Annotated in this window: 10 protein-coding genes and 1 pseudogene; 7 read left to right on the forward strand and 4 right to left on the reverse strand. The window is 32.3% G+C overall.

Annotated elements, in window-relative coordinates:
* Nucleotides 1–3: 3 nt before the first annotated feature.
* The 4 genes from QZZ48_RS02575 to QZZ48_RS02590 form a co-directional block, all read right to left on the reverse strand.
* Nucleotides 4–1,644, reverse strand: a complete 1,641-nt coding sequence (locus QZZ48_RS02575; protein WP_294961627.1) for an Hpt domain-containing protein — start codon at nt 1,642–1,644, stop codon at nt 4–6.
* Between the two features lie 9 nt (nt 1,645–1,653).
* A complete protein-coding gene (locus QZZ48_RS02580; protein WP_294961630.1) occupies nt 1,654–2,067 on the reverse strand; it encodes a PAS domain S-box protein in 414 nt (137 codons plus the stop codon).
* Between the two features lie 65 nt (nt 2,068–2,132).
* Nucleotides 2,133–3,935, reverse strand: coding sequence for an excinuclease ABC subunit UvrC (gene uvrC, locus QZZ48_RS02585; RefSeq protein WP_294961632.1), 1,803 nt, complete (start codon nt 3,933–3,935; stop codon nt 2,133–2,135).
* Entirely contained in the window at nt 3,925–4,371 is a 447-nt protein-coding gene (locus QZZ48_RS02590) for a hypothetical protein (protein WP_294961635.1), read from the reverse strand. The genes uvrC and QZZ48_RS02590 overlap by 11 nt, the downstream gene beginning before the upstream one ends.
* A 128-nt stretch (nt 4,372–4,499) precedes the next feature.
* On the opposite strand from QZZ48_RS02590, the gene nadB reads away from it, so the two are divergent.
* From nadB to QZZ48_RS02625, 7 genes and pseudogenes are all read left to right on the forward strand, one after another.
* On the forward strand, nt 4,500–5,948 hold the full coding sequence (gene nadB / locus QZZ48_RS02595) for an L-aspartate oxidase (protein WP_294961638.1): 1,449 nt from the start codon (nt 4,500–4,502) through the stop codon (nt 5,946–5,948).
* Nucleotides 5,945–7,276, forward strand: coding sequence for a sodium:proton antiporter NhaD (gene nhaD / locus QZZ48_RS02600; RefSeq protein WP_294961641.1), 1,332 nt, complete (start codon nt 5,945–5,947; stop codon nt 7,274–7,276). The genes nadB and nhaD overlap by 4 nt, the downstream gene beginning before the upstream one ends.
* 129 nt (nt 7,277–7,405) lie before the next feature.
* Entirely contained in the window at nt 7,406–8,944 is a 1,539-nt protein-coding gene (gene guaA / locus QZZ48_RS02605) for a glutamine-hydrolyzing GMP synthase (RefSeq protein ID WP_294961644.1), read from the forward strand.
* A gap of 130 nt (nt 8,945–9,074) precedes the next feature.
* Entirely contained in the window at nt 9,075–9,716 is a 642-nt protein-coding gene (locus QZZ48_RS02610; RefSeq protein ID WP_294961647.1) for a uroporphyrinogen-III synthase, read from the forward strand.
* A gap of 333 nt (nt 9,717–10,049) precedes the next feature.
* Nucleotides 10,050–11,315, forward strand: a complete 1,266-nt coding sequence (gene purD, locus QZZ48_RS02615) for a phosphoribosylamine--glycine ligase (RefSeq protein WP_294961650.1) — start codon at nt 10,050–10,052, stop codon at nt 11,313–11,315.
* Nucleotides 11,316–11,326: 11 nt separating this feature from the next.
* Nucleotides 11,327–11,776 carry an RDD family protein gene (locus QZZ48_RS02620; RefSeq protein WP_294961652.1) on the forward strand — a complete coding sequence of 150 codons (450 nt, stop codon included), beginning with the start codon at nt 11,327–11,329 and terminating at the stop codon, nt 11,774–11,776.
* Nucleotides 11,769–12,535: pseudogene (locus QZZ48_RS02625) on the forward strand (hypothetical protein); the annotation flags it as partial. The gene QZZ48_RS02620 and the pseudogene QZZ48_RS02625, both read left to right, overlap by 8 nt.

Genomic DNA, 12,535 nt, shown 5'->3' on the forward strand with positions numbered 1-12,535 from the left:
ATATTAAACCTTTACGCTTGATATTTGCTGTAATTTATGGCTAATGGCATCTACAGCTTTTTTTACTGCTTCAGAGTCTTGAGTATTAATAATAGACTCTAACTCTGATGTGAAATCATTTATTCTCATGTTATCACTCATTCTTTTGAATTTGATTGCTGTTTGTTTACATAAGTTGTCATCACCTTCTTCTACTGAACTTATAATTTTAGAACAAGCTTTATTGCCCTCTATTATAAAGTCATCAAAGAGTGTCTCAAAGTTTTGCTCATCTATACCAATTTCATTTGCTGCTTTTGCTTTATCATAAACAATAGGCTCAGAGTCCAACATATTTATACTTACTTCTTCAATATCTTCTATCTCATCATCTAAAGTAATTTCAATTAAATCTTCAATTTCCTCAACATTATCATCCAAGACAATATCTTCTATACCTTCCGAAATTAAAAACTCTTCCTCTTCTAATTCGGGGACTTCTATTTTAATTTCTTCGTCTTTATTCTCTTGTATATCATCATCTTTAAAGCTAAGTATTAAATCATCATCTTCGTTTGTAGCTATATCTTCAGCACTCTCAACTACTTGAGGACTTTGTATGTCAGGAACTTTATTAGATAATTTATCAATAATCATATAAAGAGTATCTACATTTGTTTTAATCTCTTCCGTATCATCTGAAGTATTGATTGTACTTAGAACCTCGTAAGCGTCTTCTATACGAAGATTAGCAGCAACACCTTTTAGTTTGTGAGAAAGGATTTTTATATTGTCAATATCATTAAGATCTAGAGAATTGTATAAGTCATTTTTAAACTCATTTGTTTGAGATATGAAATCCTGAATAAACTCCTCTATTAAGTCAACAGGAAGACCAAGTTCATTTGAAGCTAACTTTGGATCATACAGATAATCATTGCCTATGTTTAATTCCTGAGTATATATAGGAGCTAATTCTTTTTCATTAGCTTCTTTTTCAAGTTCTGATATTTCATCTTCAATTTCAATTATATCTTCTGGCTCATCTTCAATTTCTAGAAGTTCTTCACCAAGGTCTATAGGAGTATCCTCATACATATCTTCTACAATGTTTAAATTGGTATTTAGTTCATCAAGAGTATCGCTCTGGCTTACTTCATATGGGTCATGAGTTACTTCCACCTCTTGGATGGGCTCTTCTATAGTTTTAGTTAGATTCTCATCCTCAAAGTTAGAACTAGAGTCTGGAGTACTAAATATTGCAGAACTCTCAGTAGAAACTCTTGGTGCAGGTTTTTCTAGTAAATCACCTTCAATTTGTTCATTTTCATTGTGAGTCAATGCTCTTAAGTTGTTAAGGTTTATTATATATGCTTTTTGTGATGGGTCATCAAGAAGAAATGCAGTTTTTATATCAAGAGTACTTCTAAAGTTTTTTCCATTTGCATGAATAATTACTTTTGAATCTTCACTCCCTTCTGCACATGTAACAAAGTCTATCCAGTGAACATGCTTAAAGTTATGTACAAAACCAGGTGTTTTAACAAATAAATCTGCGAAGTCTGCTGACTCACTTCTTAGTTGAGATAAATCTGAAAACCCCAAAGCTTTTAAATCAGATTCGTCAATACCCACAAATTCTTTTTGATAGTTGTAAATTAACATTAGTACCCCTTAGTTTTCAGTTTCAAGAATTTTTTTATAAAGATCTTCATTTTCTTGGATATCTTTTCTTGAAGCAACGTTTTTAGCAGAGATATAACCAATAATCTCTTCTTTATCATCATGAATTGGTATTATTTCTGTATCCACCCAGTAGCATAGACCATCTTTACGAAGATTTTTCACAAGTCCATTCCAAGATTGCCCATCTTGTATGCTGGTCCACATTTTAGAAAATATAGCTTTTGGCATATCTGGATGTCTGATAATATTGAGGTTGCTTCCTATAAGTTCATCAACTTTGTAACCTGACACTTCACAAAATTTTCTATTTGCAAAAGTTATGATACCTTTTAAATCAGTTTGACTTATCAGTATACTACCCTCAAAAATATATTCTTCATCTACCTGTACTACTTTGTTCATAAACAAACCTTATACTTTACAAAATATTTTGATATAAATATATCATAATAGATACAAAATTATACTTAGAAGTAAATATTTTTAATTATTTTTGCATCATTTATGTTTAAAACAGAATTTATTTCTTCGATAGATAAACTTTTTAGAGCTTCAAAAGTTCCAAAATGATTTAATAGTTTTTGTACTTTTGCTTGAGAAATTCCTTTGAGGCTTAAAAGTTTACTTTCTTTATCAAGTTTTAGTTTTGTTTTTTTATGAAAGCCAATAGCACTTCTATGTGCTTCATCTCTTAGGTTCTGAGTCCATTGGAGTCTTTTATCAGAATTTTTTAGCTTAAAAATATCATCTTTTGTATGAATGATATCATCTGCTTTACCTTTGGCTCTATGAGATTTTGCGTCTATTTTCTCTTTAGATATTGCAATAATATCTATAAAGACACCTGCTGAATTTACAATTTCAAAAGCTAGTTTTAAAAGTGTTGCCCCACCATCTATAATCCACAAATCTGGAGGGGAGTTTTTAGAAAAACTTTCAACTCTTCTTGTTAGAGTTTCTCGCATCTGAGCGTATTCATCTTTTGCATCTAAGTGGTAAGTTCTATAACTTTTTTTATCAAACTTCCCATCTTCATAAACTATCATAGCTCCAACTGTAGCGACACCTGACATATGAGAGTTGTCAAAAACTTCTACTCTCTTTGGCATACGTTGAAGTAATAATAACTCTTGAAGCTCGGCTAATATTTTAGTGTCAACTAATAACTTATCTTTTTTTAGAAGCTCTTTTGCATTTAAAATAGCCAAATCTATTAACTGTTTTTTATTCCCTTGTTTTGGTACTTTAATACTTGCCTTTTTTTCAAATATAGTACTTAGATGCTCTTGTATAACACTAATGTTTTCAAACTCACTTGCTACTAAAATAGGAGCGATAATAGGTGGTTTTTCTTTCGAATAAAAGTCTAAAAGAACTCTTTGGTAAAGCTCATCTTCATCATAACCCTCATTTAACTGTATATAGTCATGTGTAGATGATATAATTTTTCCGTCTCGCATAAATATTCTAACCACAACTGCTCTTGTTTGAGAGTTGTGTAGAACAAAAATATCGTAGTTCTCTTTAGTAGCAAAATCAATTTCACTTTTAATCTCTGAGCGGGTTATTTTTTCTACTCTATCTCTAAGCTCTCCAGCCTCTTCAAATCTAAGACTCTGGGCATAAAAGAGCATTTTTTCTTGAAGTTTTTTAATCAGTAACTTTTTATTTCTAATAAGTTCATAAGCTAAATCTAACTCTTGGTTATACCTTGCATCTGATATAGGAAGTTCACAAGGGCCTAAACATTTGTCTATTTGATGATAAAGACATAATTTTTTTGACTTTAAAGAACCTTTTTTTTGTACGAGTTTGCATAATTCATAAACAGAGTTCAAAATATCTCTTGAAGCTATTGAATATGGACCAAAGTATTCAATATCAGAAGCCTTTATAATTTTTCTTGTAATCTCAAATCTTGGATACTTTTGAGATTTATCTATATAAATATAAGGGTATGTTCTATCATCACGTAGAAGAATATTATATTTTGGATTTAACTGCTTTATCAGCGAGTTTTCAAGTATAAGAGCATCATGTTCTGAATTAACAACTATATAGTTCATAGACTCAGTTTGATTTATCATTTTAGTTATTCTAAGAGACAAGTTAGAGTTAGCTTTTAATTCAGGAGTAAAAGAAAAATAACTTTTTACTCTATTTTTTAGATTTTTTGCTTTTCCAATATAGAGTAGATTGTCATTTTTATCAAAATACTGATAGATGCCAGCAGAGTCTGGGAGTTGTTGTATTGTTTGTTTAAGAGTCATTTTTTGCTTTTATTATATCTTGGATTGATTTCACAAGAGAGTTTAGTTTTTCGTCTTTAATGTCTATAGTAAAATCACCAGTTGCTCTCTCTTTATATTCTTCTTTAGAGTCTGTTTCAAACAGAGGAACTTTTTTTATAGGTTTATTTGTCACAAAAGCTCTTATATCTGTTACGTTTACCTCGCTACATTCCTCAGGAGAGACAAACTTTAAAGCACTTTTAATACTTTGTATATTATTATCAAACTCTTGTTTAGCACCAGGATGATTAAGTACGAAAAAAAGTATGTCATTTTTAAAATATGCAAACTTAATCATCTTTTGAAGTGCTGGAGAAAATATAGATTGTATTTTTTCAATACATTTATATTTACAAAGTTTAGAGAATTGAGGTCTATGTTGAATAAATTTAAGAATTTGTGCACTGTTTTTCATCTGCTTATTATAGCAATGTTTGCATTAAGTTTAAACGGATGTGGGTATAAAAAAGCACCCTATTATCTAAAAGAAGCACCAGTGGGTGATAAAAATGTTGAGTTTATTATAAAAGAGCCAACTAAATAATGCAATATGATGTAATAATTATCGGAGCAGGGGTAGCTGGTTTATATGCAGCTTCTAAACTTCCTTCAGATAAAAAAGTACTCATTATAAATAAAAGAGAAACTTTTAAATGTAATAGCTTTTATGCCCAAGGAGGAGTAGCTCTGTCAAAAGATGCTGAGGATATTCCCCTACATATAAAAGATACCTTAGATGCAGGGGCAGGGCTTTGTGATGAAGAAGCTGTAAAAGTTTTAAGTCATAATTCAAGAGAAGTTATAGATGATCTTATCCATAATGGATTTGAATTTGACTCTGATGAAAATGGAGAGTTACTATACACAAAAGAAGCAGCACACTCAACTAATAGAATATTACACGCTGGCGGAGATGCCACAGGCAGATATATTCATCATTTCTTGTTAGAAAAAAATGCTCATTCACTTCTTAGTAATGCTAGAGTTGTTGATTTACTTATTAAAAATGATGAATGCTACGGTGTCACAGTCTTAGAGCATAGAGAAAGTACCAATATTTACTCTCAAAATGTAATTATTGCGAGTGGAGGTGTTGGTTCTTTATTTGAATATCATACTAATGCTCCTTGTATTAGCGCTGATATGCAGGGTCTTTGTCTTATGAAGGGTATTAAACTTGAACATATGGAAATGATGCAGTTTCATCCTACCGTATATGTAAATAGTAAATATGCACAAAAACTTCTTTTAACTGAAGCTTTAAGAGGTGAGGGCGCGACAATTGAAGATGAGAATGGAAAAAGATTTTTATTTGATTACGATTCTCGTGGTGAGCTTGCATCTAGAGATATAGTGAGTAAGTCTATTTATGACCATAGTCAAAAAACAGGCTTAAAAATTTATCTCAATCTGCAAAACTTTGATTATGATTATTTTGTGCAGAGATTCCCAAATATATATAAAAATCTAAAAGATATTGGTTTTGATGTTCCTACTCAAAGAGTGCCAATATCTCCAGCTTTTCATTATGCAATTGGTGGAATTAAAACTGATCTTAAAGGAAAGGTTCCAAATATTGGTGGACTTTATGCTATTGGTGAAGTTGCATCTGTAAGAGTTCATGGAGCAAATAGACTTGCATCTAACTCTTTACTAGAAGGTCTTGTTTTTGCAAGAGAGGCTACTAGAGATATTTTAAATAATTCAAAAATTAAAGAGATTCATAAATTTGAAGTTAGTGATGAAGTTATGAGTTATAAAGACGATAAATCAAAAAAGAACTTATTGCGTCGTATCATGTGGGAAAATGTCTCTATTGTTAGAACAAAAAAAGGTTTAAATAATGCATTAGAGCAAATTAATGCTCTTTTAAATGAAAATATTGGTAAACTACTGAAATTTCGTTTACTTACGTCAAAAGAGATTGTTCTCTGCGCATTAGCTAGAGACAAATCGATTGGTGTACACACAATTTTAGAGGAGAAAGAATGACAAAAGCAGTAGAAGGTGGAGCTCACGCGGTTGATTTAGCCGTTGAACCATTTGGTTGGTTATTATTAGCAATATTTATAGTAGGATATTATTTTATTGCAGCAGAGGAAAAGTATCACATTAATAAGGCTAAACCAGCTTTATTTACAGGTACTTTCATGTTTATGTTACTTGGTGGATATTACGCATATAATGGTTTAGATTTTTCAGCATTTGATATAGAAATAGCACATTTAATTTTAGAAATAGCAGAGATTTTCTTCTTCTTATTTGTTGCAATGACATTTATTGAAGCACTTATTGAGAGAAATGTTTTTGATGCCTTAAAAGAAAAGCTGATCAATTCAGGATATAACTATAAAAAGTTGTTCTGGGTAACTGGTATCTTAGCATTTTTTATCTCTCCTATTGCAGATAATCTAACGACTGCTCTTATCCTTTCAACAGTACTTATTACAATTGAAAGAGATAATAAAGCTTTCTTAGTTCCTGCTGCGATAAATATAGTAGTAGCTGCAAACGCAGGTGGTGCTTGGTCTCCATTTGGTGATATCACAACACTTATGGCTTGGTCTGCAGGTAAGGGTCACTTTGTTGATTTCTTATTCTTATTTCCTGCTTCTATCGTTGGTTGGTCTATTACAGCATTCTTTCTTTCTCGTTTTGTTCCAGAAGGTCAACCTGAAAAAATTGAAGGTGCAGAAGCTGTAAAAATTCACAAGGGCGGAAAAGTTATAATCTTCCTAGGTGTATTCACAATTGCTTCAGCAGTTTTCGGAAAACAACTAATGCATTTACCTCCAATGTGGGGAATGTTATTTGGTCTTTCACTTTTACAACTTTATGCATATAGACTTAAAAAATATCATGATCATGATATTCAGATATATAAATCTGTTTCAAAAGTTGAAAATGACACACTGCTATTTTTCTTTGGTATTTTAGCTGCTGTTGGTGCTCTTCACTTCGCAGGATTCTTAGGTCATGCTGTTCAGCTTTATACTATGTTTGATCCAACTTATGTAAATATAGGTGTTGGTTTCTTATCAGCAATCGTTGATAATGTTCCAGTAATGTCTGCAGTTTTAAAAGCTTCTCCAGATATTCCATTAGCACAATGGATGTTAGTTACTTTAACTGCCGGTGTTGGTGGTAGTATGATCTCTTTTGGTTCTGCTGCCGGTGTTGGTGTTATGGGTAAACTAAAAGGTATATATACTTTTGGCGTACACATGAAATACTCTTGGACTATCGTAATCGGTTACTTCGTATCGGTTTCTATTTGGTATGTACAGTATGAGATACTAGGTCTTTATATTCAATATTAATATATAACGCTTATCTACCTACTCCTTGTGCCTAGCGCACAGGGAGTAAAACTTCAAATTAAATCTTAATCTTTTTTATAGTATCCTTTCAGAATTAATTAACAACTCATTTTTTTTAAAGGCATCCATATGACAAATGTTAGCATTATTGTTTTAGATTTTGGTTCTCAATACACTCAACTTATAGCTCGTCGTCTTCGTGAAGATAAAATTTATTGTGAAATTCTTCCATACCACACATCAGTAGAAGATATTAAAGCAAAGAACCCTAAGGGAATCATCCTTAGTGGTGGTCCATCTTCTGTTTATAACGCAGATGCTTATGAGGTTGACCAAGGTGTTTATAAACTAGGTCTTCCAGTTCTTGGTATCTGTTATGGTATGCAAAGAATTGCCGTGGATTTTGGTGGAAGTGTTATCCGCTCAGATCATCATGAATATGGAAAAGCAGAGCTAAAATTAGAGACTAATTCTCCACTTTTAGCTGATTGTGATGATGATCGTATAGTTTGGATGAGTCATAGCGACAAGGTAGATGTCTTACCCGAAGGTTTTTCCCCAATTGCTACTTCTGATAACTCTCCTTATGCAGCAATTGCTAATGAAGAAAAACGTGTTTATGCAATGCAGTATCACCCAGAAGTTCAACACTCTGAGGAAGGTTACCTAATGCTTAGAAACTTTGCAAAAAATATTTGTGGAGTAACTGAGAAATGGAAAATGGAGCACTTCTTAAAAGAGCAAATTCAAATCATTCGTGAAAAAGTAGGAACAGGAAAAGTTCTTTGTGGATTAAGTGGTGGAGTTGATAGCTCTGTTGTTGCGGCAATGCTTTATGAAGCGATTGGCGATCAACTAGTTCCTGTTTTTGTTGATAATGGATTGCTTAGGAAAGGTGAACGTGAACAAGTAGAAGAAGTATTTAAAATTAACCTAAAAACTCCTCTAATCACTGTAGATGCAGTTGACAATTTCTTAGGTAAACTTGCGGGTGTTTCTGACCCTGAGACTAAACGTAAAATAATAGGTCACACTTTTATAGAAGAGTTTGAAAAAGAAGCTAAAAAACATGATGGAATAAAGTTCTTAGCTCAAGGAACTTTGTATCCTGATGTTATTGAGTCAATTTCTGTAAATGGTCCATCTGAAGTTATTAAGTCACATCATAATGTTGGTGGACTTCCTGATTGGATGGATTTTGAGCTTATTGAACCTCTTCGCGAATTATTTAAAGATGAAGTTCGTAAAATTGGATTAGAGCTTGGACTTCCAGCAAGTATGATTAACCGCCATCCATTCCCTGGACCAGGTTTAGCTATTAGAATTATGGGTGATGTAAATGTACCTGATTTAACTCTTCTTCGTGAAGCTGATGTGATTCTTCTTGATGAGTTAAAAGCTAGTGGATACTATGCTAAAACATGGCAAGCATTTGTAGTTTTACTAAATGTAAAATCTGTAGGTGTTATGGGTGATAATCGTACTTATGATAATACTGTTTGTGTTAGAGTTGTTGAAGCGGTTGATGGAATGACTGCAACATTTGCTCACCTTCCTCACGATTTACTAGAGAGAATTTCTAGAAGAATCATCAATGAAGTTGATGGAATCAACCGTGTTGTTTATGATATATCTTCTAAACCACCAGCAACAATAGAATGGGAATAAATTAAGAAAAATTTCCATGCACTTTGAAATGATTAAGACTTCAGCATAGTTTACTATGCCTCAGTCTTAAAACATTCCAAATTACATCAAACTTTTTATAATTTAGAGTTTTGTAATTTTAGGAGAACTAATGCCAAGACAAATATATCTTTTCGCTACTTCAAAACATCCAGATGCTATTAGCTCTAAATCATTAGAGGTTAGATTTTTAAAACCAAGTATTGATTTTTCAAAATATGACTACCTTATAATAACTTCTAAACAAACAGTAAAAGCCCTTGAACAATATAAAAAAGAAGAATTTATAAAGATACCTTCTTTATGTGTATCTGTAAAAACTGCAGCATCTTATGAAAACTTTGGCGGAAAAATCTTAGATATTGGTGATGGTTATGGTGATAACCTAGTTAAAAATATAAAAGAAAAATCTAAAGATAAAAAATGGTTATATCTAAGAGCAGAACTTATAGCATCTGACTTTGTTGGGAGATGTCAAAATGATGGATATAATATAGATGAAGAGATTTTATATGTTAGCGAGTGTGCTTGCGAAGGAATGGAAGTAGAAGTTCAAGATAATCCTATACTAATATTTACCTCTCCATCTTCAATAGAATGCTTTTTAAAAACTCATATTATAGGAGTAGATGCAAAAGTTGTTGTTATTGGTAAGACAACGGCAAAAGCTTTACCTGATGGCATAGAATATAAAATTTCAGAAAAAACATCGATAGATAGTTGTATGGAAATGGCTTTAACCCTTCAAGCATAATGAAAATACAAATATTTTAAAATAACTTCCTCAAAAGATAATACTGTTAAATAAAATCAAGTAATTTTTTAGTATAATATAACCATAGTCTGAGTAGTTCGATATATCGTACATATGAGGGTTCTACATTTTCAAACAGTGAACTTAGTAGAGTTCTTGCGTGCCGGTGTCATCGCTTGAGATATGTTAACTCTATCGAGATGATGTCGCCTTTAGAGAACTCTCTCTTCACCCAAATACGGCTTTTAGAACCAAGCCAATTACGAAACGGCTACCTCGGGCTATCTTCTTTTGATAGATACCCCACATTACTATAAATAAATCGGAGAATATATGAAAATATTAATTTTAGGTGCAGGTGGTAGAGAATACTCTATAGCTAGAGCAATTTTAAACGAAGACCAAGAACATGAAATATTTTTTATGCCAGGAAATGGCGCTACAAACAATTTAGGTACAAATTTAGATATTAAAGATTATGATAAATTAGCTGATTACGCAAAAGAAAACTCAATAGAATTAACAATAGTAGGTCCAGAAGCTCCACTTGTAGATGGTGTGGTAGATATTTTTAAAGCAAAAGATTTAACAATTTTTGGACCAAGTAAAGAAGCTGCACAGCTTGAGGGTTCAAAAGTTTATATGAAGAACTTTTTAGCAAAGTATAACATTCCGACAGCAAAATATATTGAGACAGCATCTATAGAAGACGCTTTTAAATTTACAGAGACTTTAACTGCTCCAATTGTTGTTAAGGCTGATGGACTGTGTGGTGGTAAGGGTGTAATAATTGCGCAGAGTCATGACGAAGCAAAAGTAGCAATTTCTGAGATGCTAAGTGGAAAAAGTTTTGGTTCTGCAGGACTTAAAGTTATTGTTGAAGAGTTCCTAGATGGTTACGAGCTTTCAATGTTCGCTGTTTGTGATGGAGAAGATTATATACTACTTCCAGCAGCACAAGATCATAAAAGACTTTTAGATGGTGATGAAGGACCAAATACTGGGGGAATGGGTGCTTATGCTCCAACACCTTTGGTTGATGAAGAGTTATATCAAAAAGTTAGAGATAGAGTTATCCGTCCTACATTAGATGGAATGAAAAAAGAGGGAGCACCCTTTGAAGGAGTTCTTTTTATCGGAATAATGGTAGTTAATGGTGAGCCAATTACACTAGAGTTCAACGTTCGTTTTGGAGATCCGGAGTGTGAGATTCTTATGCCTCTTATGACTTCAAGTGTTAGTGATATGTTCCTTAAAGCATCTACAAATAGACTAAGTGAGATAAAAGTAGAATTCTCAAAACAGTTTGCTGTTGGGGTTGTAATGGCTAGTGGAAACTACCCTTATTCAAGCTCAACTCCAGCAGAGATTATTGTAGATGAAGTGCATCATGAAGATGTTAAAAATTTCACTCATATTTCATATGCAGGTGTTAGTCTGGAAGATGGAGTACTTTATGCAGATGGCGGTAGAGTTCTAGTATGTGTTGGTTTAGGAGATAGTATCAAACAAGCAAGAGACAGAGCATATTTAAGATGTGGTCAAGTTCACTATGCAGGTAAGAAGATAAGAACAGACATCGCTTATCAAGCTCTTTAGGAAGTATGTAGTTGAACGAAGAGATAGAAAATATTCTTCATCGTGAAGGTATAGTATTAGCAAGTAATAAAAAAAGAGCTATGGCATTTTTTATAGATGAGATGTTACTTTCATTTTTACTAGTAGTTGCCCTTTGGGATTCATTTGCCCAAGCTGTGACAATGGAGCAGATGATAAATATAACAAATACGTTTGTATTAGAATACATGCTAATGAAAATTATTTATCAAGCCTTTTTTGTTATGCAGTACGGTGCTTCTATTGGAAAAATTATAATGAAAATAAGAGTAATTGATACAAAAACTATGCAAACTCCTAATGTATTAGTATCCCTAAATCGCTCTATTTTCCGTGTTATTTCAGAAGTAATCATGTATCTTGGTTTCTTATGGGGACTACTTAATCCTGAAAGACAAACATGGCATGATAAAACAGCAAAAACATTGGTTGTAGATGCTTAAATTTCTAACCATATTTTTACTTCTTACATCAATGATAAATGCAGCAGATAAAGAAGAAACAAGACAATTTGCTAAAAAAGAAGATCAAAAACAAAACCAAGAAAAAACTAAAAAAGATATGAAGACAGACGATAAAGTGGAAATATATTCTACTTCTATGGAGTCTGAGAATAATATTGTAACAGCTTTAGGAGAAGTGACAGTAGTTTATAAAGATTATTTCCTTAGTGCAAAAAAAGCAATTTATGATAAAAATAGCGGAGTATTGGAACTATTTGATAATATTAGAGCTACACAAGGAAAAAGTTATAAACTTTTAGGTGATTATGCAAAACTAGATATTTCTAAAAAAGAGCGAATGTTTAAACCATTTTTTATGCTTGAAAAAGAATCAAATGTCTGGATTAGTGCTGATTCAGGTTGTGCAATAAATAAAGATTTTGATATTGACTCAGGAGTTCTTAGTGGATGTAATCCAAACGATCCACTATGGAAAATTCATTTTTACTCTGCAACTTACAACTCTGATGATATGTGGCTAAATGTTTATAATGCAAGAATTTTTATATATGACATACCTGTTTTTTATACACCATATATTGGATACTCTTTAGATACTAAAAGACGGACAGGACTTTTAACACCAACATTTGGTATTACTTCAAATGAAGGCTTTTTCTATGAACAACCTATATATATTGCTGAACAAAATTGGTGGGATTTAGAGTTAAAACCTCAAGTGCGATCAACACGTGGTTA

The sequence above is a fragment of the Sulfurimonas sp. genome (assembly GCF_016744025.1).
Classification (GTDB): domain Bacteria; phylum Campylobacterota; class Campylobacteria; order Campylobacterales; family Sulfurimonadaceae; genus Sulfurimonas.